Raw genomic sequence first — 21,207 nt, forward strand, 5'->3', positions numbered from 1 at the left:
TCTCCGTTGGCATAAGAATATAATCAGTATTATTAATCAAATATCGAAATTTTGGTGACATTGCTATGCCAGATCCAATCACAACTCTAACAGCAAGCGCGATCACTACTTTAGCATTTCAAGAATTGATCAAGTCCGGTGCCGGAGAATTGGGCAAGAAGTTTACAGGACAGGTGATCGCTAAAATTGAAGAACTACGCCAAAAGATTGTCAATAAATTGCGCGGCAAAGATAAAAAGCTGGATCAGGCATTACTAGAAGCCCAAAAGGGTGATCCTCAAGCCATCGCTACAGTGAGTCAACATTTAGATCAAGAGATGAAAGACGCGGCATTTGCCCAAGAGTTACGGACATTAGCGCAGCAAATTCAGCAAGATATTGATATTCAGCAGGGTGCAGGGAGTGAAGTTTGGAATGTGATTGGTAAGGCGGAAAAGAATGAATTTATCGATAATAAAGCGCCCATTATTAAAGATAGTAGTGGTACGGTGACGATTAACTACGGTATGCCGCCTCAATCTTAGGAGATGTCATGTCAATTTGATCCCCATAACCTGCCTTATAATAAGGGGGATTAAAGAATGAAAAAACTATAGGAATCTTAAATTATATTGATATGATGTCGGACAAAAACGCGAGTTCTGAATCGTGGAATGTAGCTGGTAATGCCCAGAAAAATATCTTTGAGGGAAATACAGCCCCGATAATCAAAGATACCTCGGGAAATGTGACTATTAACTATGCTAATCGCGAAAGTTTCCTTTCGGGGAATCCCTTTAAACCGCCGCTACCCCGTGAGGGGGGATTATTTGGACGCAAAGAGGATTTAGAAAGGCTGCATAATTTGTTGCAAAGCGGCAGGAATGTTTGTCTGGTGTCGGGAATGGGTGGGGTAGGTAAAACGGAATTGGCGCGTTTTTATGCCGCTAGTGAAGATTGTAAAACCCTTTTTCCGGGTGGGGTGTTTTATATTGATGTCAGAAGTGGCAAGGATTTGGCGGCTGATCTTGTGGTGCTGACTAAGTATCATTTTAAGGGAGAAATTCAGCATGATTTATCTCCACAACAAAAATTAATGGCTTGTTGGGATGTCTGGAAGCGGCAAACAGATAAGGTGTTGCTAATTCTCGATGATTTGTCGGGTTTGGGGAAAAATGTTAGGCAATATTTACCTCCTTCGGATTTAGTAACTGTGCGGTTGCTGATGACTTCCCGAGAGACTCCTGATAAGCCTATTCCCCAAGAATTAAAGCTAGAAGTTTTGTTACCATCTGCGGCAAGAGAGTTATTGTCTTCGATTATTGGTAGACAAAGAGTTGATGCAGAACTACAAGAAACGGACAAGCTTTGTGAGGAGTTGGGTTATTTGCCTTTAGCGTTGGAACTGGTGGGTTATTATCTCGATGATGAGGATTATCAAGAATTATCCCTGTCAGCGATGCGGGTTAAGTTAAAAGAAAAGGTTCAGCATCCTTCTTTGTCACCGGAAGATGTACCGATGGGGATGAAGGCGACAAGAGGTGTTCAAGCGGCATTTGATCTCAGTTGGGATGAGTTGACACCGCAAGCTAAACATCTCGCTTGTGTGTTGGGTGCGTTTGGGGATGCGGCTATTCATTGGGGTTTGGTGACAGCAATATATAAAATTTTACAAGGAGAGTCCTTTAGTGAGGATAATCTTAAAGACCGTTGGTTAAAATCTCTGCGAAAGCTTCACCTCGTCCGCACTGTAAAAACGGATATTTATAATTTGCATCCCCTCATTAGGGATTATTTGGGGGAACAGTTGAAAAAGCATTGCCAATACAGCGAGATTAAACAGGCTTTTTGTGATGTGTTTAGTAATGTTGCTAGGAAGGTTGATCAATCTATTGCTCTTGAGACATTCAATCTGATTGAACCCCATTTAAAAAAAATGATAGCTTGGTGTGAGGGGAATCAAGACACTCAATTGGCTTTTTCCTTAAATCAATTAGCTTTACTCTACTATTCCCAAGGCCGGTACGAGCAAGCAGAACCCCTGTATAAACAAGCCTTAGAACTGAGAAAACGCCTTTTAGGAGACAATCATCCGGATGTGGCAAGTTCCCTCAACAATTTAGCAGGACTCTACTATTCCCAAGGCCGGTACGAGCAAGCAGAACCCCTGTATAAACAAGCCTTAGAACTGAGAAAACGCCTTTTAGGAGACAATCATCCGGATGTGGCAAGTTCCCTCAACAATTTAGCAGGACTCTACTCTTCCCAAGGCCGGTACGAGGAAGCCGAACCCCTGTATAAACAAGCCTTAGAACTGAGAAAACGCCTTTTAGGAGACAATCATCCGGATGTGGCAAGTTCCCTCAACAATTTAGCAGGACTCTACTCTTCCCAAGGCCGGTACGAGGAAGCCGAACCCCTGTATAAACAAGCCTTAGAACTGAGAAAACGCCTTTTAGGAGACAATCATCCAAATGTGGCAACTTCCCTCAACAATTTAGCAGGACTCTACGATTCCCAAGGCAGGTACGAGGAAGCCGAACCCCTGTATAAACAAGCCTTAGAACTGAGTAAACGCCTTTTAGGAGACAATCATCCGGATGTGGCAACTTCCCTCAACAATTTAGCAGGACTCTACTCTTCCCAAGGCCGGTACGAGCAAGCCGAACCCCTGTATAAACAAGCCTTAGAACTGAGTAAACGCCTTTTAGGAGACAATCATCCGGATGTGGCAACTTCCCTCAACAATTTAGCCGCACTCTACGATTCCCAAGGCCGGTACGAGGAAGCCGAACCCCTGTATAAACAAGCATTAGAACTGAGTAAACGCCTTTTAGGAGACAATCATCCAAATGTGGCAACTTCCCTCAACAATTTAGCCGCACTCTACGATTCCCAAGGCCGGTACGAGGAAGCCGAACCCCTGTATAAACAAGCCTTAGAACTGATAAAACGCCTTTTAGGAGACAATCATCCGGATGTCGCCACTTCCCTCAACAATTTAGCCGCACTCTACGATTCCCAAGGCCGGTACGAGGAAGCCGAACCCCTGTATAAACAAGCCTTAGAACTGAGAAAACGCCTTTTAGGAGACAATCATCCAAATGTGGCAAGTTCCCTCAACAATTTAGCAGGACTCTACGATTCCCAAGGCAGGTACGAGGAAGCCGAACCCCTGTATAAACAAGCCTTAGAACTGAGTAAACGCCTTTTAGGAGACAATCATCCAAATGTCGCCACTTCCCTCAACAATTTAGCAGGACTCTACTCTTCCCAAGGCAGGTACGAGGAAGCCGAACCCCTGTATAAACAAGCCTTAGAACTGAGAAAACGCCTTTTAGGAGACAATCATCCAAATGTGGCAACTTCCCTCAACAATTTAGCAGGACTCTACTATTCCCAAGGCAGGTACGAGCAAGCCGAACCCCTGTATAAACAAGCCTTACAAATTTGTGAACAGACCCTAGGAGTAGCACATCCAAATAGTATAACTATTGGGGGAAATTATGCTCAATGTCTTCGTCGTGGAAGATAATTCAGCATCAAACTAAATATGAAAATCTACTTAGATACTAGCGCTCTCAATCGTATTTTTGATGATCGCTCTCAGGTACGTATTGCCCTTGAAGCTATAGCAGTACAATCTATTCTATTACTAATTCAAGAAGGTACTGTCGAACTAATTGCATCAGACGCACTTGCCTACGAAATCTCTCGCAACCCTTATCCCCAAAATAAGATGACTGCCTTCAGGATTTTGCAACTTGCTAACTCTTATCAAGCATTTACAACCGAAACGCTACATCGTGGGCAAGAACTGGAAATAGGCGATAATATTGGTAAACTAGATGCTTTACATCTAGCCTGTGCTGAGTCTCAACAAGTTGATTTCTTTATTACTTGCGATGATCGCATCATCAAACGCTATAAAGGTATAATGCGTTTGTGTAATCCTGTCGATTTTATTTTACTAATGACCCAATCAGGAGATACTATATGAGCCTCTATTTTCCTAATCTGCCTCAAAATACAGAATTACAGCGAGAAGCTATTGAAATCCTGAGTAAACAAATGGGGATCGCCAAGACTGCAATTTTTATGAGTAATACTTTTTGGCAACCAACAGACTATCTAGAAATTAAAGATCGCCTGTTTGCTGATGAAACTGTTGCTAGTCTTTATGAAAAAGTTATTCTTTGGCGCGAACAAACTCAGAAACCATAGGATTACAGCAACAAAAAAAACACCGCAAAAAAATTATGAAAGGAATTCAGTTTGTAATAGACGACCAAGGCCAAAAAACCGCCGTTGTCATCGATTTAAAACAATGGGGTAAAGTATGGGAAGAGTTTTATCAAATTTTGCTCACCCATATTTCTAACAATGAAGAGTGGTTACATCAATCTCCTCTGCAAGAAAAATTAGACCAAGCTTTAGAATGGAATGCTAACCACCCGCCGCAGGTTTCAGATTTAGCGGCATTAGAAATCCAATTAAAGAATTATGAGTAGCCCCCATCATAGTATTCATTCAATCACTTTAATCATAGTCAAGATTAGCGGCTATACAATTGAGTCACCTTAAGCAAACGCTGACTCAACTCCTGAGTCAACAAATCAGAAGAGGTATAACGCCAGCGCCAGTTATCCTCATTCTTACTCGGATCATTCATCCTCGCGCGGTTATCTAACCCCAAAACATCCTGTAACTGAACGATCGCCAGATTCGCCACCGAAGCAAAACCCAAACGCAACAACACCCAATTAATCTCCTTAATCTCTTCCGGTGAACTATAACCTAAATACTCAGCAACACGCCGCTTTTCCTCATCACTTGCTTTCTCCCACCAACCAATCGCCGTATCATTATCATGAGTACCGATATAAACCGCACAATTTTTCACATAATGATGGGGTAAATAAGCATTTTCTGTATCCCCATCAAAAGCAAACAGTAAAATCCGCATACCCGGAAACTCAAATTGATCCCGTAACGCTTCTACCTCTGGGGTAATAATGCCCAAATCTTCTGCTAATACCGGCAAACTTCCCAAACGCCGCCCCAATTTCTCAAAAAACTCCTCACCCGGCGCTTTAACCCATTCTCCATTAATAGCAGTTTCTTCCCCTGCCGGAACTTGCCAATAAGCCTCAAAGCCGCGAAAATGATCGATACGAACAAAATCGGCATATTGTAACGTCGCTTCAAAGCGCTTAAACCACCATTCATAATCGGTTTTTTGTAGATAATCCCAGTTATAAACCGGATTGCCCCAAAGTTGCCCGGTAGCGCTGAAATAATCCGGCGGAACACCTGCAATATAAGTCGATTCAAGAGTTTGAGGGTCTAATTTAAAACATTGAGGATTCGCCCAAACATCCGCACTGTTATAGCAAACATAAATGGAAATATCGCCAATAATTTTAATATTTTTATTATTAGCATAAGCCCTTAAGGCTTTCCATTGTTCAAAGAATTTAAATTGTAAGAAATTATGATAATTAATTGAATCTTTTAGGCTTTCTGTTTTAGCTTTTATCGCTTCGGGTTCTCGCCGCGCGATCCCGGTTTCCCATTGATTCCAATTTTTGCCGCCATTCTCTTCTAAAAGCGCCATGAATAGGGAATAATCCTCTAACCAGGCTGATTGTTCCTGACAAAATTGTTCATACTCAGAACTCGGTTTAAACCTCGAATAAGCCAGTTTTAGAAATTGAGTCTTATGGGGGATGACGCGATTAAAATTAACAATATTGGGGTCATCCTGATCTGAGTCAGGAAGCGGCGTTAATTCATCGGCCTGAAGTAAACCCTCTTCCACGAGACGATCAAGACTAATCAGTAAATGATTCCCCGCAAAAGCACTAAAATTCATGGTGTAGGGGGAATGTTCGTAACCAGTGGGCCCAAGAGGTAAAATTTGCCATAACTTTTGACCACTTGCTTCGAGAAAATCAATAAATCGATAAGCTGATTCTCCTAAATCCCCAATGCCAAAACGACTAGGTAAGCTAGTTGGCTGTAAAATAATCCCACTGGAACGTTCAAAATTCATACTTGAGTCTAAAATCTAGCTACTCGGATCAGAATAACTCTATTTTACCCTTTACTTCAATCAAACAATAGATAGATTTTTACTTGGGGGAAAAAATAACGAATGCGTTACGCCATTATTATTGAAAAAGCGGAAGGAAATTATTCAGCTTATGTTCCTGATTTACCGGGTTGTGTCACCACAGGTATAACTCTTGAAGAGATCGAAAAAAATATGAAAGAAGCGATTCAATTTCATTTAGATGGTTTAAGCGAAGAAGGATTACCTATTCCTGAACCCACAACTTTTTGTGAATATATTGAAGCTTAAAATCTTAAAAAATTGGGTGGGGATTTACCCCCCTTAACCCAGTAACTAAAAAATAATTGATGATCAGCTTCTATTTGGACTTTGATAGAGGTTTAAAAGCCGCTCCCAAACCCACTATACAGACAGCCGCTAACAGACTTACGGGTTGAGATTCAGGAATACTCGTGGGAGAAGAAGCCGCCGCAAAATGATAAACCATCTCGGTTGTAGAGGGATAAGTATTTATTTCTGTTAAAGATTGAATAAAGCCCAAGCTAACTGACGTAAAGTTCTAAAATCCTAACGACCTAAAATATTAGTAATTAAACCCTTTGCCAGTAGGAAATTGATTGATCTATTAGCCAGCCAAAGATATAAGCAAGTCGCGCTAAGAAGATTTATACCGATAGGATGAGGAAATAAAGCAAGAGCTACAGTAAAATAACAGTTTATGACCAGAAAATGACGAGAAACCAGCATGAGGGAAATTTTAGAAAACTTAACAGTAACAACAACACAAAATAGTCTGTTAGATAACGATCCTCTATGGTTTAAAAATGCCATCATTTATGAAGTCCCTGTCCGTGCCTTTGCAGATAGTAATGGCGATGGGATTGGTGACTTTAAAGGATTAACCCAAAAGTTAGACTATATCCAAGATTTAGGCGTTACTGCTGTGTGGGTCTTGCCGTTTTTTCCTTCGCCCCTGAAAGATGACGGCTATGATATTACCGATTATACTAATGTTAATCCCATTTACGGAACCCTAGAGGATTTTCAAGAATTTTTGAGTGCCGCCCATCAGCGAGGTATTCGAGTCATTATCGAGTTAATTGTTAACCATACCTCAGATACTCATCCTTGGTTTCAACGCGCCCGTCGCGCCCCTAAAGGCAGCGTAGAACGCGATTTTTATGTCTGGAATGATACGCCCGATAAATATCGAGAAGCCCGTATTATTTTCCAGGATTTTGAGTCTTCTAATTGGGCGTGGGACCCTCTAGCAAAAGCTTACTACTGGCATCGTTTTTATTCCCATCAACCCGACCTAAATTTTGATAATCCGGCGGTACGTCAAGCCATTTTTGAGGTGCTAGATTTTTGGTTGACTATGGGGGTAGATGGACTGCGATTAGATGCTGTTCCCTATCTGTATGAACGAGAAGGTACTAATTGTGAAAACCTCCCAGAAACCCATCAATTTTTAAAAGAATTACGCCAATATATAGATACAAAATATCCCAACCGTATGTTATTAGCAGAGGCCAATCAATGGCCCGAAGATGCGGCTCAATATTACGGAAATGGCGATGAATGTCAGATGAACTTTCATTTTCCCCTGATGCCGCGCTTATTTATGTCTCTGCGGATGGAAGATGACTTCCCCATTATCGATATTCTCCAGCAAACGCCGCCGATTCCGGAAAATTGCCAGTGGGGTTTATTTCTGCGTAACCACGATGAATTAACCCTAGAAATGGTCACCGATGAAGACCGAGATTTTATGTATCGGGTTTATGCTCAAGACTCGCAAATGCGGGTTAATTTAGGCATTCGTCGCCGTTTAGCTCCACTTTTAGGGAATGATCGCCGTCAGATCGAATTACTCAACAGTCTGTTATTATCCCTACCTGGAACCCCGATCCTTTACTATGGCGATGAGATAGGCATGGGAGATAATGTGTATTTAGGCGACCGTAATGGCGTGCGGACACCCATGCAATGGAGTAGTGATCGCAATGCGGGATTTAGCCGCGCCAATTCACAACGCCTCTACTTACCTGTCATTGTAGACGCTGAATATTACTACGAAACCGTCAACGTAGAAGTACAACGAGCTAACCCTAATTCTCTCTGGTACGCCATTAAGCGGCTCATTGCCACCCGCAAGCGTTTTCAAGCCATTGGAAAAGGCTCATTTGAACTGCTTCAGCCAGAAAATCGTAAAGTGCTGGCCTTTATTCGTAGTTATGAAGATGAGCATATCTTGGTAGTGGCGAACCTATCACGCTTTGTACAGACCGTAGAATTAGATTTAGCGAACCATAAAGGAGCCATTCCCGTCGAAATTTTTGGGCGTAGCGAGTTTCCGACCATTGGAGAGTTCCCCTACTTCCTCAGTCTTGGGCCCTATGCTTTTTACTGGTTTAGCCTCAAGCCGCAACAGAGTCCAATGGTTTCCCCCATACCCCAAGATCAATTACCCACGCTTTCTTATATTGGGCGCTGGCAGCAAATTTTTGTAGAAGGAGAGTTGAGCGACAGCCTAGAAAAAATCTTATCTAACTATCTGCAAACCTGTTATTGGTTTGATGGCAAAGACCGTAAAATTCAATCAGCGCGAAACCACGATATCATTTCCCTCTCCAATGACAATACTGAAGCGCAATTAGTGGGGATAAAACTTGAATACATCGAGGGGGAACCGCAAACCTATCTGCTCATTTTAAGTCACGCCGAAGGAGAACAGGCCATTCATCTATTAGCCGAGATGCCACAAACCGTAGTGGCCAAGTTAAGGGGCAAAGACCCTGATAATGTAGAGGTGTTATATGTGAGCATGGCTGATAATAACTTTTTAACCTCTTTACTAGATGCCATCGCTCAAAACCGCTCTTTTAGAGGAGTAGAGGGCCTGTTAATGACCAGCCGCACAGAACGATTTTCAGGCACAGAAGAGATTTCTCAATTGCGCCCGGTTCCCTTGGTGGAAGAAGAACAGCGCAATAGCTGCATTATTTACGGTGATCGCTTTATGCTGAAAATCTTCCGTAAGCTTGATGAAGGAGTTAATCCGGATTTAGAAATACGCCGCTTTTTAAGCCAGAAGCAAAGCTTACAACACTACGCGCCTTTGGCCGGCACACTAGAGTATCGCCCTTTTGGGGGGAAAAAATCGGTGACAGTGGGAATCTTACAAGAGTATATTCCTCATGCTCGTAATGGTTGGCACTATACTTTAGATAGTTTGCGGGACTACCTAGAGCGGGTAATGATGCAGCAAGCGCAGTTAAGCGATGTACCGGCTTCACCGGGTTCGCTGTTAGCCTTGCAAACCGTAGAAGTTCCCGAACTCGCTCATCAGATGATCGGGTCTTATTTAGCCAGTGCTGAATTATTGGGCCAATGTACTGGAGAACTTCATGTCGCCTTGGCAACTGATTGGGAAAACCCCGATTTTGCCCCAGAACCCTTTTCAACCCTTTATCAACGCTCTATTTACCAGTCGGCTCGCAATTTAACCGGACAAACTTTTCGAGCCTTAAAACGCCGCTTGTGGTTGCTCCCAGAGGAGACTCAAAAGTTAGCTCATTGTGTTCTTGAGGGCAAAGATCGCGTATTTGAGTCTTTTGGGGCTTTGTTTCAACAAAAAATTACTACCCTGAGATTACGATGTCATGGCGACTATCATCTTAGACAAGTGCTGTATACGGGTAAAGATTTTGTGATCATCGATTTTGAAGGGGACCCGGCTCGCACTTTAAATGAACGACGCATGAAGCGATCACCCTTGCGTGATGTGGCTGAAATGCTACAGTCTTTTAGTTATGCTGCCGAAGTCGCCCTGTCTCGAGAGATAGAAAGCGGCATGATAAGCCCTGAGCGCTTGCCTGTGATGAGACAATGGACACAGTTCTGGAAGTGTTGGGTAAGTACAGTATTCTTAAAAAGTTATTTGGTTACGGCGAGTCAGGATTCTTTTTTACCCAAGACTGAACAAGAATTACAAGTTTTATTGGATAGTTATTTTTTAGAGAGGGTGATCTATAACTTGAATTATGAACTCCATAACCGCCCTCAACGGGTTGAAATCTTGCTACAACAGATTCTAAACCTTTGACATCAAATATTGTAGAGACGTTGCAGGTAACGTCTCTATTTAAGAAGGTTATTTACTCAAAATTCCTTGGGCTTGACGGATGTTGTCTTCGGAACCTTCCAGCACCAGTAAATAGTTATCGTCCTTATCCTCGGGTAAATTCTCAGATATTGCCGGTTTTTTGCTTAATGCCGCACCGATCAGCGCACCGCTTAAAGCACATCCAGCCATACCAATAACCGCACCCGCTAAAGCATGGATAAAGATAGCCCCCACGTTATCGACAGGAGTCTGTTCAGAAAAAATTTTTATACTCAGGGCACCCAATAAGCCCCCGGTAAAGAAACCTGTCCCTACCCCGGTAATCGCCCCGGCTATAGCACCCCCTAGATCTCCTTGCTTTTGAGGTTCATGACTCACCGTAGAGGTGAGTTTTTTGGCGGCTTCGTCATTTTTGGCTAAAATCGTAATTTGATCAACGTTAAAACCTTTTTCCTTCAATTGATTGAGCGCCGCTTCAGCATTTTCACGACTGGGAAAACGCCCGACTATCTGTTGGAGTTGTTGTGTTACCATATACTTTTTTACAAATTTTAATAATAACGCCATCATCGATCTTAAAGGTTTTTCTGGCGATTAACCTCTGCCTTTCCTGAGATAACCAAAGGCAACAGACTTGGCGTGTTTTTATGGTGTATTTTAAAATGTCTCTACTGTCTTAACTGTCTTAACTGTCTTAACTGTCCTCTGAACAATTTTCTTAAATGTCTTATTTTACCTTGCGTTTTTTAGCTCGCCGATGAGATTATAGGTAGTCGATGGCTCCAAGAGCTATTAAACTATAAGTTAAGTCCGCAGCGATCTCGCAAAGATCCGTTTCGCTGTGCGTGCTTACCTAAAAAATTTCTAATTCCGATAAATGCTTAGAGGTTGATCATCTAGTTTTAAAAGGATGGTGATAACCCTATGGCAGTGCGGCTTCTTTTAAAGCTCATTGCGGCGGCAGTAATTTCTGTAGCGAACTCGTGCTGTTGCTCACAGACACTTAGCACTTCCCCAAGAATTTTCCATCAATTTTTTCTTTGAGGTTAAAAAATATGAAAAACATTTCACGCTTATTAAGAATTACTTTCACCTTTTTATTGACTTTATGTGTGTCAATGAATTTAGTTACAGGCATGGCCTGGGCAACCGGTGAATTTAGCAAAACCTGTACAGACATTAAGATTACCCATAACGATGACTCTGATCTCAATACCATCGGTAAACCGATTTTGTCAGCATATTGTCAAAAATTAAACGGTAGCGAAGTAGAAACCTCTCTTGATTTAAATCCCTATATCGGTAATGTAGATGGAGTCTTAGCCTGGGCGGGAAGCAAGAGTAATTTTGGCTTGTCTTGCTATGATTTAACCGTATCTTATCCTGGCACTCTTGAGGGTGTGTGTCTCAGAGACACCAAAAGAGGAGATGATGGCAAGTTCATCATTCCCAATCCTAAAGAGATTGCAGCATTCCTTGACTTAGATGAGCATATCGTTAACCGTGACGGTACTCTTCAATACGAATAGTTTTGGGTGATTAGTATCTCCTCTGTGTTTAACAGAGGGGGTTTCTTCTTCTAATTCTTGGCGACGGCGACGAGAATTACTTAGTTTTTTGAACTTTAAAGAGTTTAAAATTTTTTCGCCTGATGGTTAAGCGGATCAAATTCAAATCGTTTTGATCCATTGGTATCCCCATAAAGATTTAAGGTGATAGTTGGCTCGTCTCCTATAGCTTCTACACTATGAATAGCTTCTGTGGTAAAACTAATAATTTCCCCAGGCAGTAAAATCTGTTCTCCGACTCGCTCAATTTTATCAGGGAATTCTTCGCTCGGGACTCTCTTCCAAAAAATATTTTTAGACTCACCTTTTAGGGTGGCAACCACTCCCCAAGTCCCATGATTATGAATCGATGTACAACTTCCCGGGGCCATAATTTCCGCTTGTATTGTGATGGGAAAACCCGGCTCATCGTACAGCATATTAATCGCTAATTGAGCCTCCGGACTTAAGCTCGGCACTTGAGTCCTTACCCAGTAAGATTTTAGCAGTAGCTTGCGGACTAAACGTCGTAAAATTGGCAGAAACTCTTCTTCTGCTTGCCTTTTGATCAGTGCTTCATTCATAATATCTTCTAACTCAGTGAGAAATCGATAGAGACGATACTCATCACTTTCTATCAATAAGTCCCACTCTTTCGGGGAAGGATATAACAAACAGTTGCCGCTTTCTGTTACCAGCCAATCTTGAATTTTCATAAAATTTACTTGACTTATTTGCAAGAAATCTTCTGCAAAAACTTACTGGCTTTTGACTCAATTTCAAATTTACCTGACTTGGAGTAATCAAAAGTAATTAAAGTTACAAAATCAGGAAATAGGGAGTGAAAAGAATAAGTTAACTCCTATTCAGTTTATTATTTCTCTGAACCCTAAAGGAATATTTTTAATAATTAATACAGAAATATTATGAAAAATTTGCATTAGTAATTAACAATTGTTTGAGCTTTTTTTTCAAGGTTTCCTGACTAAATTGTTCGAGCGTTTCTTGCCGCAACCACTGAGCGTCACAACGGCCTGTGCCGCCTCGTAAAATTTCTAAGACTGCCTCAGCCACAGCATCAGGGTCTCGATGGGGAACACGCCATCCTAAACGCCCATCCTGCAAGGGATCAGCACTTCCATCGCTATCGCCCGATAAAACGGGAATACCACAGGCCAGCGCCTCTAAATAAACAATCCCAAACCCCTCTTGAGAGGGCATAATATAAGCATCTGCTACCCGATAATGATTAACTAGGTCTTCTGTAGGCACAAAACCCGCGAACACAACTCGATCAGCAACCCCTAACGCTTGTGCTAATTGCTCTAAACGCGGCCTATCGTCTCCACGACCAATGACTAAATATTTAACCTGGGGAAAAGTTGATAAAATTTTAGGCAGGGCACGAATGGTCACATCCACTCCCTTATAAATATCCCCTGACCATAGCCGCGCTACCGTCATTAAAACTAAGGCACCCGCTAACCCATATTTATTGATCAGTTCTGGGGGTTTTTCAGCAGGAAAAAATTTTTTCTCATCTACCACACAGGGTAAGATTTCCACTTTTTGAGGATCGATCTCATTGGCTTGAGTCAGGCGATCTCGACTATAGCGGCTAATGGTCCAAATATGAGAAGCGGCTTGAAGTGCTTGACGTTGTGGGGTAGGTAGCGGTTGCCAAACTTCTTTCCCATAGGTTAAGACTGTGTAGGGAATGCCTAACGGTTGACACAAAAGCCGAATTAAGGGAGCAAGATTAATATGACCGCAAAAAACCCGCTCAGGGCGATGCTTAATCAAACACCCTAGCACAGATAACGCTAATTTTAATCGTCCTTTCCAAGGAGGTAAGGTTTTTAGATAATGAAAACTCAGAAAATCTTCAAAAGGATTATCACATCCCGGTTCATCCCGCAGTAAAAACACTTCTGTACGACCCGGAAGACCATTAGCACAGTAAGCCCGCAGGACATCTTTAATATAAGACTGTATGCCGCCTTCTTGGGCAAAAATTTCTAGAAAAACGAAAATATGAGCAACAGGTTTATTCATCGAAAATTCCTGGGTTTGAAACCCCGCCCATAAGAGAGCGGCTTTACATTTAACTTGGAAAGTGTAACAATCAAAATTTTGTTCAGATTCCCTTTTGGCAATTGAGACAAAAATTGAGTTCCTTGTGTTCTCGCTATGGGATTGAATACTTTGAGCAAGAAGAGTCTTACTCGTCTAGAGCCAGTTTTTATGACCGAGATGAAATACCTGTTTACAATGCTGATAACCCCAGTAAACCGAAGTTTTCTGGAAAGAGAATTAAACGGGGATTGTATCAGACAAAGGATAAACATATCGTTTCAGCAGACATAAATGGCAGTGCTAACATTTTGGTTAAAAGTAAACACAGACTCGATTTTGAGCGAGTGTCTAGCGGGTTTTTGGCTAACCCTTTAAGGATTAAAATCTCTTAAGAAGAATCCGCGTCCGCAGATCGGCGCGGAGAAGTCAACGAAAACAATGAGCAAAGCAACAATAGTATTGAAAATATTTTCTCTGAGTCTAGGTGCAACGGCTCTTTTGAGTTTACCGGCTTTTGCCGATCAATGTTCTTATATTACTAAAGAACAAGCTATACTGGCTGTATCTCGTTTACAGGTTGGACAAACTTTATATTACCTGTGCGAACCCTGTGGAGAAAAGCTACCTCAACAGGTATTGGTGCAGTCTCTTGCCGCCGGAACCGTTGGCTATGAAAATTTTTGGCAAGTACAGGTCAATAATGCGGGGATTGATCTAGCTTATGTCTATATTGAATCGGGAATCGGGAATCCACCCATTAATCTTGCTGCTGTGGCGGGTTGTCCGGCTACCGGTGTTAGTCTCGTTTTACCTGCTAGAAGGTATTAAAATAATAAATAGGCGTAAAAAGTGCTACCCCCAAGAGCAGCACCAGGATTAGTCCTTAAGCAAAGCAATTAAGTACAGTTGAATAGTCCTAGAAGAATTATAGAGAATAATTCTGAAGATTTTTTGAAGATTTCTCTTGATTTCTTTGTTCTGAAAATATTTGTCAATTTGACAGAGGAACAATTCATCTAAAAACCCTATCTTTCCTTGGCTCTCTAATTAGAATTATTCTCGATTATCCTAAAACCTCTCTTTAGATAGATAAAAAAAGGATGTCTTTTATTGTAAAAAGGACTAAGAGAAAGTTCTCCAGTCCTTCTTTCCACCAATTCACAGAGAATATAGAGACACAACGTGTCCTACTTTTAATGATAGCAGTTAGTTGGCAATAAGTAGTAAAACTTATTACTTATTTTTGGCTTTCAGCACCAGTGTTATTGTTCTATTTATTGCAGAAAGCGTCACTTAAGCTCGAGTGATGCTGTTATCATTTGATAACAATGTTACTCTTAATGAAGTTTTGTTAAAATTTAAGTGAGTTTGTCGGAATATCACTATTGCTTTTTAAAATATCAGACGCTATAGATTCTATCTATTTTCTTATTGAAGTTTTAACCTTACCTGAGTATCATCTAAGGTAAGTTGAGGCTGTCTAAAACCGATGTTAATTCATTTGATTGCTGATTACGGAACCAATGACCCTGCTTTTGCTGAAGTGAGTCAACGGTTGTTACAACATATCCCTGATGGACAAATTCATTGTCTTTCGGTGCCCCCGTTTAGCACTTTAGCAACGGGTTTTTGGATTGCTCAATTAGGGTTAAATCCTGGCCCAGATAACCGCTTGATTTATCATAATTGTGCCCCTCGTAAGGATGATTTAGAAGCCCGTCAAAATAATGAGGGGGAAGGGTTGACGTATGCGCTATTGCCCAATGGAGTTAAAGTGGTTGGCGTTTGGGCGGGTTATACCCTGTCTTTTATTAAAGATATTGCTGAATCGATATACACAATTAAGGTGTCAAGGGGCGGCTCTCAGTTTCGCTCGCGGGATGTTTTTCCTCAAGGGGCAGCCGCTATTGTTCAAGGCGATGTTAGTTTATTAGGAGAACAGATTTTTCCCGAGCAAATCCCGGATTATCCAGGAGATCGCATCGCTTGGGTAGATGGGTATGGTAATATTAAGACCACCATAGTGGCTGATAGGGTGGAGTTAAAACCCCAAACTAAGGTTATTGTGCGGGTGGGAGATTTGGTGAGTGATGCGGTGTATTCTGATGGAAGTTTTCAGGTGTCTGAGGGAACGTTGGCTTTTGCACCGGGAAGTTCCGGCTGGCAGGTAGAAGGTAAGCCGCCGCTTAGATGGATGGAGTTGTTTTTGAGAGGGGGTAGCGCTTGGCGGCGCTTTGGCAAGCCAAAAGTTAATCAGGTGGTGAGTTATCAGGTGATTTGAACAAATCTTTGGGGCAGTCGTGACCTAAAATATTTGATATAGCTCTCTCGTCTTCACTGTCGAGGTTTTATTGCACGGGATACCAGCCATCTAAGAGCAATTTTTCCAACCAACCATCCGGAAGCCGCGTGGGATACTCAGACTCTAGACGTTTTTTGACTTTTCGTCCATCAGCCCGTTTACCTTCAAGAATAGCTAATTTTCTAGCTTCAGGGTAAACAATTTCTACTGCTTCGGGGAAGTAGCGGCTTAATATTCCGTCTTGGATCTCATTACGAATTCTAGCCCGATGTTCGTCAATGGAATTATACCAACTGTTTGTCATCCAGTCAGGAGCATCCCTTTGAACGTATAGTTTGATCAGATGGGCAATCAAAATAATTAAGTTGCTTCTTAAAGTTTTTCTCGGATCTCCGATTTCTAAATCTTCTATTAAATGCTCAACATCAACGGCATCCCAATCTTTACGGGCTAATGCGGCGATCTGTGCCTGTTTCCATAAGGTATAATCAGTCTCGTAGGTATTAATCATTTTTATTTTAAATTGATATTTTTGATATTACATCCTAAATCATGAGCTTACAGATCTCTATTCCCGATTCCATTCTCCAGGCACTTCGTCTACCAGAAAAGCGCATCGAACAAGAACTTTTACATGAGTTAGCTGTTGCTCTTTACTGCCAAGAGTTATTATCCTTCGGCAAAGCTAGAGAATTAGCTCAGATGGATAAGTACGAATTTGGGCGGCTGCTTGCCCAACGGGATGTTGTGCGGCACTATAGCTCTGAGGAATTGGAAGACGATCTTGCCTATGCCCGCCGTCAGTAACACATCCCCAATTTTAAATCTAGCAAATGATCTTCAAGTTTTGTGGCTAAATTTATTTCAAGTTGAGACACTACCTGCCTCATGAATATTGATTAATAAACACATCAGGAGTTATAATTTCTATGGTTTGAAAAGGATTTAAAACTAACAAATCTAAATCTCCTGTTACAATGATATTAGCATTACCGCTAACGGCTAATTCTAAAAATTTATTATCTTTTTCATCTCGGCAAATTGTTATTGTTTCGGTGCTAGAAACAAATTCTGATGAAGTCATGAATTTTAGCAAAAATAATTGCCTTTCTTCTAAAGAAAGATACTTGTTAAATTTTTTACGATATAGAACTTGCTCTAATTCATCTAATGTTGCTTGAGAGTATAAAATAATAGCTTTTTTCTCCGCTAATTTTACAGCCTCAAAAGGGATAGAATTTTTAAATAGCAATGCACTAATCAAAACATTAGTATCTATTACTATTTTAATCATCATCTTTATCGGCTAAAATATTTTGCAAAATCTCAGGAGTCAAACCTCTTTTTTGTGCCCGATCAGAAATCTCTGCCATAACCTCTGTTAAGGTTTTAGTTTGTAAGTTTTTGCGAAAAAATAATTGAATAATTGAGCTTAACTGTTGTTGTGTCTCAGGAGTCGCGCCTTCAAAAGCTGTCTTAATCTCTTCGTCAACTTCAATTGTAATAATTGCCATTGTTTTAATGAAAAATAACAAATATATATTAATTTATTATTATAACATTTCTTTTTGTTTGAGCGATCACGAAGTGGCACTGAGCGATCGCATTTGTCGGAGTATTTGCTCTAGTCCTTTGGTTGTCGGTGTTTTGTGTCAAAACTAGCAATTTAGTTCCACCAACGCCCGACATCTTGAATTGCTCGAAAAACTTCTTTTATAGCTTCTTTGCCGCTAAACTGAAGGATGACAGGAGTTAAATTTTTTATATCTTGCAAGAAGTCTCGGCGCTCACGACAGGCTAATAGGTGTAGTATTTCTTTCCAGAGAGCAAAGTTGATTCCTGTAGAAATTATTTGAGGTAGCATTTTGCTAAAGGTTGCGGCACGTTTTAATTTATCTTTAATTGATCGAGCCACAGATAGAGCTTCCTCGATTAATTCTGGCTGATGAGCAATCAATTCACTCAATGCTCTAGCTCGGTCAGACTTGTCCTTGATAGAGCGAGCAAAACAAACTGCTTTCTCGATGGATACTTTTGCTAGATGAGCAACCAGTTCTCTCAATACACTAGCTCGGTCGAACTCATCCTCGATAGAGCGAGCAAGAGAAACCGCTTCCTCGATTAATTCTGGCCGATGAGCAACCAGTTCACTCAATGCACTAGCTTGGAGATACCCAAACTCGATAGAGTGAGCAACAGAAACCGCTTCCTCGATGGATACTTCTGCCAGATGAGCAACCAGTTCCCTTAATGCACTAGCTCGGAGATACCCAGACTCGATAGAGCGAGCAAGAGAAACCGCTTCCTTGATGGATACTTCTGCCAGATGAGCAACCAGTTTACTCAATGCATCATCTCGGTCGAACTCATCCTCGATAGAGCGAGCAACAGAAACCACTTCCTCGATTAATTCTGGCCGATGAGCAACCAGTTCACTCAATGCAAAAACTCGGAAATATTCAGACTCGATAGAGCGAGCAAGACAAACAGTTTCCTTGATGGATACTTCTGCCAGATGAGCAACCAGTTCACTTAAGGCTCTAGCTCGGAAATATTCAGACTCGATAGAGCAAGCAAGAGAAACCGCTTCCTCGATAGATACTTTTGCCAGATGAGCAACCAGTTCTCTCAATACACTAGCTCGGTCATACTCATCCTCCATAAAGCGAGCAAGAGAAATCGCTTCCTCAATTAATTCTGGCCGATGAGCAACCAGTTCACTTAATGCTCTAGCTCGGAAATATTCAGACTCGATAGAGCAAGCAAGAGAAACCGCTTCCTCAATGGATACTTTTGCCAGATGAGCAACCAGTTCACTCAATGCTCTAGCTCGGTAAGACTTATCCTTGATAGAGCGAGTAAGAGAAACCGTTTCCTCAATTAATTCTGGCCGATGAGCAACCAGTTCACTTAAGGCTCTAGCTCGGAAATATTCAGACTCGATAGAGCGAGCTACAGATATAGCTTCCTCGATTAATTTTGGCCGATGAGCAACCAGTCCTCTCAAGGCAAAAACTCGGTAAATATCATCCTTGATAGAGCGAGCTACAGATATAGCTTCCTCGATTAATTCTGGCCGATGAGCAACCAGTCCTCTCAAGGCAATAGCTCGGTCGAACTCATCCTCGATAGAGCGAGCTACAGATATAGCTTCCTCGATTAATTCTGGCCGATGAGCAACCAGTTTTCTCAAGGCAATAGCTCGGTCGAACTCATCCTCGATAGAGCGAGCTACAGATATAGCTTCCTCGATTAATTCTGGCCGATGAGCAACCAGTTCACTCAATGCAATAGCTCGATAAAACTTATTCTCGATAGAGCGAGTAAGAGAAACCGCTTCCTCGATTAATTCTGGCCGATGAGCAACCAGTTTTCTCAATGCAATAGCTCGGTCAAACTCATGCTCGATAGAACGAGCAACAGAAACCGCTTTCTCGATGGATACTTTTGCCAGATGAGCAACCAGTTCTCTCAATGCAATAGCTCGGTCAATCTTATCCTTGATAGAGCGAGCAAGAGAAACCGCTTCCTCGATGGATACTTTTGCTAGATGAGCAACCAGTTTTCTCAATGTAAAAGCTCGGTATTTTTCATCCTCTATCGAGCGAGCCACAGAAACCGCTTCAGAAAGTAAGGATGAAGGTAAATAAGGAGCTATAGCGGCTATAGCTTCAGCCAATTTTTTCTGATCCTGTATCTGCAAAGTGTATGCTAAACCTTGGGCGGGTGTCCATTTTTTCTGCTCAATTAAAGCCGCCATTAACTCAGGGGGAATATTCCCCGCCAAACTATTCAAACTCGACGTAATCAAAGCATAACGAACCTGTAACCCGACTCCCTCCCATTCCTTCTCATCTGCCAACTCCCAAGCTTGAGCCGCATCTTGCATAAAGATACTCGTTTTCCCCAAGCTATCACAAGCCCAATACCACCCATTAGCCCCCTCTTCCGTTTCTTCCTGTAATAACTGGTGTATTTCTGCTGATAAACCCGCCTTTTGTAAATGCCAAGTGAGATGAGCATGAATATACCCATCATCGGGGAGAGTATGCCATAACCCCCCTTCAGTCTTTGCGCGATAATAATTTAAAAACTGTTGATGTGCGGCTTCTAGGGATAACCCTAATTCGGTTAACTTTTTTCGGGCTAAATCATGTACTAAGTCATGAAGGCGATAACTTGACTCTTCTTCTGTGGATACTCCTGATAATAATAACGCCTTAGCCCGTAAATATCGCAAACTCTCCCGCGCCTTTCGAGGTTGACAATTCCAGAGAGTAGCCGCCATCTGGGAAGTAATGCTTACATCTTCTGGCACTATTCCTAACCAAGCAAACTTATCTAAATAATCCTTTGATAACCGTCCCAAACTGAGATTAAAAGAAGCCAAAAGACTATATTTTTTCCGCTTTTCTTCTTGGGGTATATCTTCCGCGCCATAAAGATCTAAAGTTTCTAACCTTGCTGTTTCCCCTTGTAAATCTTCAATTAACTCTCTCAAGGATACCCCATCAGCCGCTTGAGCCGCCGCTAATTCCAACGCTAACGGTAAATAACCTACAGTTTTCGCTAAAGTTTGAGCCTGTTTTTTTTGCTTTTCTGTCAACTTTGCCCGCCAAGCATGAGTCAGTAACGCTTCTGCTTGTTCTGGAGTCATCACATCTAAATCATACCGTTCTGCTCCCAATATTTTCGCTTCTCGCGTCGTCACCAACACCCGACAACCCGCACCCCCTACCCGAAAAGGTTCTACATCTTCAGGGTTCCATACATCATCCACTACTAACAATACCGACTGCTCATAAAGTAACGTCCGCAGGTGTATTGATGCGACTTCTACAGTAGTCGGTTTATAGCTATAATCTCCAAGTCTTTCTATCCAGCTACAAACTAAAGACAATAAATCCGGTTCTTGTCCTAAAGTCGCCCAGAGAATACCATCGGGAAAATGTGACTGTACCGCCGGCTCGTAGCATAAAGCGGCGGCTAAGGTAGATTTCCCAATACCCCCTAACCCATAAATTGCACTGATGACTAATGTTCCGGTCTGAGCGGTGTTATCATCGAGTAACTTTTGTTTGATCGCTTGACTCTGTTC

Annotated in this window: 21 protein-coding genes; 12 read left to right on the forward strand and 9 right to left on the reverse strand. The window is 41.8% G+C overall.

Translation table 11 applies throughout. From position 1 onward, the window contains the following. Positions 1–65 precede the first annotated feature (65 nt). From CYAN7822_RS25085 to CYAN7822_RS25105, 5 genes are all read left to right on the forward strand, one after another. On the forward strand, positions 66–524 hold the full coding sequence (locus tag CYAN7822_RS25085; protein WP_013325062.1) for a hypothetical protein: 459 nt from the start codon (positions 66–68) through the stop codon (positions 522–524). 92 nt (positions 525–616) lie between these two features. Further along, positions 617–3,514, forward strand: coding sequence for a tetratricopeptide repeat protein (locus CYAN7822_RS34845; RefSeq protein WP_013325063.1), 2,898 nt, complete (start codon positions 617–619; stop codon positions 3,512–3,514). Between the two features lie 18 nt (positions 3,515–3,532). Further along, the gene (locus tag CYAN7822_RS25095) at positions 3,533–3,979 is read left to right on the forward strand and encodes a PIN domain-containing protein (RefSeq protein ID WP_013325064.1); all 447 of its coding nucleotides are present in this window, start codon (positions 3,533–3,535) and stop codon (positions 3,977–3,979) included. Continuing rightward, positions 3,976–4,203: a hypothetical protein gene (locus CYAN7822_RS25100; RefSeq protein WP_013325065.1), complete on the forward strand. Its 228-nt coding sequence runs from the start codon at positions 3,976–3,978 to the stop codon at positions 4,201–4,203. Before CYAN7822_RS25095 ends, CYAN7822_RS25100 begins: the two co-directional genes overlap by 4 nt. A 35-nt stretch (positions 4,204–4,238) precedes the next feature. Then, entirely contained in the window at positions 4,239–4,490 is a 252-nt protein-coding gene (locus CYAN7822_RS25105; protein ID WP_013325066.1) for a hypothetical protein, read from the forward strand. 44 nt (positions 4,491–4,534) lie between these two features. On the opposite strand, the gene malQ is transcribed toward CYAN7822_RS25105, so the two are convergent. Beyond that, entirely contained in the window at positions 4,535–6,034 is a 1,500-nt protein-coding gene (gene malQ, locus CYAN7822_RS25110) for a 4-alpha-glucanotransferase (RefSeq protein WP_013325067.1), read from the reverse strand. A 102-nt stretch (positions 6,035–6,136) separates the two neighbouring features. Here malQ and CYAN7822_RS25115 point away from each other — a divergent pair, with 102 nt between their 5' ends. Next, positions 6,137–6,343 carry a type II toxin-antitoxin system HicB family antitoxin gene (locus CYAN7822_RS25115; RefSeq protein WP_013325068.1) on the forward strand — a complete coding sequence of 69 codons (207 nt, stop codon included), beginning with the start codon at positions 6,137–6,139 and terminating at the stop codon, positions 6,341–6,343. Between the two features lie 70 nt (positions 6,344–6,413). Here CYAN7822_RS25115 and CYAN7822_RS40225 read toward each other — a convergent pair whose 3' ends face one another. Next, positions 6,414–6,542 (reverse strand): hypothetical protein, encoded by a 129-nt coding sequence (locus CYAN7822_RS40225; RefSeq protein ID WP_280989168.1) that lies wholly within the window; start codon positions 6,540–6,542, stop codon positions 6,414–6,416. Positions 6,543–6,800: 258 nt separating this feature from the next. Here CYAN7822_RS40225 and treS point away from each other — a divergent pair, with 258 nt between their 5' ends. Beyond that, a complete protein-coding gene (gene treS, locus CYAN7822_RS25125; RefSeq protein ID WP_013325069.1) occupies positions 6,801–10,163 on the forward strand; it encodes a maltose alpha-D-glucosyltransferase in 3,363 nt (1,120 codons plus the stop codon). A gap of 48 nt (positions 10,164–10,211) precedes the next feature. Here the strand turns inward: treS and CYAN7822_RS25130 are convergent, their stop codons facing one another. Next, a complete protein-coding gene (locus CYAN7822_RS25130) occupies positions 10,212–10,718 on the reverse strand; it encodes a general stress protein (protein WP_157871846.1) in 507 nt (168 codons plus the stop codon). A gap of 521 nt (positions 10,719–11,239) precedes the next feature. Between CYAN7822_RS25130 and CYAN7822_RS25135 the strand changes: the two genes are divergently transcribed. After that, positions 11,240–11,713: a CVNH domain-containing protein gene (locus CYAN7822_RS25135; RefSeq protein WP_013325071.1), complete on the forward strand. Its 474-nt coding sequence runs from the start codon at positions 11,240–11,242 to the stop codon at positions 11,711–11,713. Positions 11,714–11,817: 104 nt separating this feature from the next. On the opposite strand, the gene CYAN7822_RS25140 is transcribed toward CYAN7822_RS25135, so the two are convergent. Both CYAN7822_RS25140 and CYAN7822_RS25145 read right to left on the reverse strand, forming a co-directional pair. Beyond that, entirely contained in the window at positions 11,818–12,447 is a 630-nt protein-coding gene (locus tag CYAN7822_RS25140; RefSeq protein WP_013325072.1) for a cysteine dioxygenase family protein, read from the reverse strand. 208 nt (positions 12,448–12,655) lie between these two features. After that, positions 12,656–13,786, reverse strand: coding sequence for a glycosyltransferase family 4 protein (locus CYAN7822_RS25145; RefSeq protein ID WP_013325073.1), 1,131 nt, complete (start codon positions 13,784–13,786; stop codon positions 12,656–12,658). 113 nt (positions 13,787–13,899) lie between these two features. On the opposite strand from CYAN7822_RS25145, the gene CYAN7822_RS25150 reads away from it, so the two are divergent. The 3 genes from CYAN7822_RS25150 (at position 13,900) to CYAN7822_RS25160 (ending at position 16,088) form a co-directional block, all read left to right on the forward strand. Then, positions 13,900–14,199, forward strand: a complete 300-nt coding sequence (locus CYAN7822_RS25150) for a hypothetical protein (RefSeq protein ID WP_245602639.1) — start codon at positions 13,900–13,902, stop codon at positions 14,197–14,199. Between the two features lie 46 nt (positions 14,200–14,245). Further along, a complete protein-coding gene (locus CYAN7822_RS25155; protein WP_013325074.1) occupies positions 14,246–14,635 on the forward strand; it encodes a hypothetical protein in 390 nt (129 codons plus the stop codon). Between the two features lie 661 nt (positions 14,636–15,296). Beyond that, entirely contained in the window at positions 15,297–16,088 is a 792-nt protein-coding gene (locus CYAN7822_RS25160) for an SAM hydrolase/SAM-dependent halogenase family protein (protein WP_013325075.1), read from the forward strand. A 67-nt stretch (positions 16,089–16,155) separates the two neighbouring features. On the opposite strand, the gene CYAN7822_RS25165 is transcribed toward CYAN7822_RS25160, so the two are convergent. Then, on the reverse strand, positions 16,156–16,620 hold the full coding sequence (locus CYAN7822_RS25165) for a DUF29 domain-containing protein (RefSeq protein ID WP_013325076.1): 465 nt from the start codon (positions 16,618–16,620) through the stop codon (positions 16,156–16,158). Between the two features lie 41 nt (positions 16,621–16,661). Here CYAN7822_RS25165 and CYAN7822_RS25170 point away from each other — a divergent pair, with 41 nt between their 5' ends. Further along, positions 16,662–16,916 (forward strand): UPF0175 family protein, encoded by a 255-nt coding sequence (locus CYAN7822_RS25170; RefSeq protein ID WP_013325077.1) that lies wholly within the window; start codon positions 16,662–16,664, stop codon positions 16,914–16,916. Between the two features lie 79 nt (positions 16,917–16,995). Here the strand turns inward: CYAN7822_RS25170 and CYAN7822_RS25175 are convergent, their stop codons facing one another. The 3 genes from CYAN7822_RS25175 to CYAN7822_RS39620 all read right to left on the reverse strand — a co-directional run bounded on the left by CYAN7822_RS25175 (position 16,996) and on the right by CYAN7822_RS39620 (position 21,192). Next, a complete protein-coding gene (locus CYAN7822_RS25175) occupies positions 16,996–17,403 on the reverse strand; it encodes a putative toxin-antitoxin system toxin component, PIN family (protein WP_013325078.1) in 408 nt (135 codons plus the stop codon). After that, positions 17,396–17,623, reverse strand: a complete 228-nt coding sequence (locus tag CYAN7822_RS25180; protein WP_013325079.1) for a hypothetical protein — start codon at positions 17,621–17,623, stop codon at positions 17,396–17,398. Before CYAN7822_RS25180 ends, CYAN7822_RS25175 begins: the two co-directional genes overlap by 8 nt. Before the next feature lie 152 nt (positions 17,624–17,775). Further along, positions 17,776–21,192: an NB-ARC domain-containing protein gene (locus CYAN7822_RS39620; protein ID WP_071881431.1), complete on the reverse strand. Its 3,417-nt coding sequence runs from the start codon at positions 21,190–21,192 to the stop codon at positions 17,776–17,778. Between the last annotated feature and the right edge of the window lie 15 nt (positions 21,193–21,207).

Origin of the sequence: Gloeothece verrucosa PCC 7822 (assembly GCF_000147335.1) — a bacterium.
In the GTDB taxonomy this organism is placed as follows: domain Bacteria; phylum Cyanobacteriota; class Cyanobacteriia; order Cyanobacteriales; family Microcystaceae; genus Gloeothece; species Gloeothece verrucosa.

Bases quoted from the DNA above. Each gene is read 5' to 3' on its own strand.
- CYAN7822_RS25115 (WP_013325068.1), top strand. From the start codon at position 6,137: ATGCGTTACGCCATTATTATTGAAAAAGCGGAAGGAAATTATTCAGCT.
- CYAN7822_RS25180 (WP_013325079.1), bottom strand. From the start codon at position 17,623: ATGGCAATTATTACAATTGAAGTTGACGAAGAGATTAAGACAGCTTTT.
- treS (WP_013325069.1), top strand. From the start codon at position 6,801: ATGAGGGAAATTTTAGAAAACTTAACAGTAACAACAACACAAAATAGT.
- CYAN7822_RS34845 (WP_013325063.1), top strand. From the start codon at position 617: ATGATGTCGGACAAAAACGCGAGTTCTGAATCGTGGAATGTAGCTGGT.
- CYAN7822_RS25175 (WP_013325078.1), bottom strand. From the start codon at position 17,403: ATGATTAAAATAGTAATAGATACTAATGTTTTGATTAGTGCATTGCTA.
- CYAN7822_RS25100 (WP_013325065.1), top strand. From the start codon at position 3,976: ATGAGCCTCTATTTTCCTAATCTGCCTCAAAATACAGAATTACAGCGA.
- CYAN7822_RS25095 (WP_013325064.1), top strand. From the start codon at position 3,533: ATGAAAATCTACTTAGATACTAGCGCTCTCAATCGTATTTTTGATGAT.
- CYAN7822_RS25145 (WP_013325073.1), bottom strand. From the start codon at position 13,786: ATGAATAAACCTGTTGCTCATATTTTCGTTTTTCTAGAAATTTTTGCC.
- CYAN7822_RS25160 (WP_013325075.1), top strand. From the start codon at position 15,297: ATGTTAATTCATTTGATTGCTGATTACGGAACCAATGACCCTGCTTTT.
- CYAN7822_RS25130 (WP_157871846.1), bottom strand. From the start codon at position 10,718: ATGGTAACACAACAACTCCAACAGATAGTCGGGCGTTTTCCCAGTCGT.
- CYAN7822_RS25105 (WP_013325066.1), top strand. From the start codon at position 4,239: ATGAAAGGAATTCAGTTTGTAATAGACGACCAAGGCCAAAAAACCGCC.
- CYAN7822_RS25085 (WP_013325062.1), top strand. From the start codon at position 66: ATGCCAGATCCAATCACAACTCTAACAGCAAGCGCGATCACTACTTTA.
- CYAN7822_RS25155 (WP_013325074.1), top strand. From the start codon at position 14,246: ATGAGCAAAGCAACAATAGTATTGAAAATATTTTCTCTGAGTCTAGGT.
- CYAN7822_RS40225 (WP_280989168.1), bottom strand. From the start codon at position 6,542: ATGGTTTATCATTTTGCGGCGGCTTCTTCTCCCACGAGTATTCCTGAA.
- CYAN7822_RS25140 (WP_013325072.1), bottom strand. From the start codon at position 12,447: ATGAAAATTCAAGATTGGCTGGTAACAGAAAGCGGCAACTGTTTGTTA.
- malQ (WP_013325067.1), bottom strand. From the start codon at position 6,034: ATGAATTTTGAACGTTCCAGTGGGATTATTTTACAGCCAACTAGCTTA.
- CYAN7822_RS25135 (WP_013325071.1), top strand. From the start codon at position 11,240: ATGAAAAACATTTCACGCTTATTAAGAATTACTTTCACCTTTTTATTG.
- CYAN7822_RS25165 (WP_013325076.1), bottom strand. From the start codon at position 16,620: ATGATTAATACCTACGAGACTGATTATACCTTATGGAAACAGGCACAG.
- CYAN7822_RS25170 (WP_013325077.1), top strand. From the start codon at position 16,662: ATGAGCTTACAGATCTCTATTCCCGATTCCATTCTCCAGGCACTTCGT.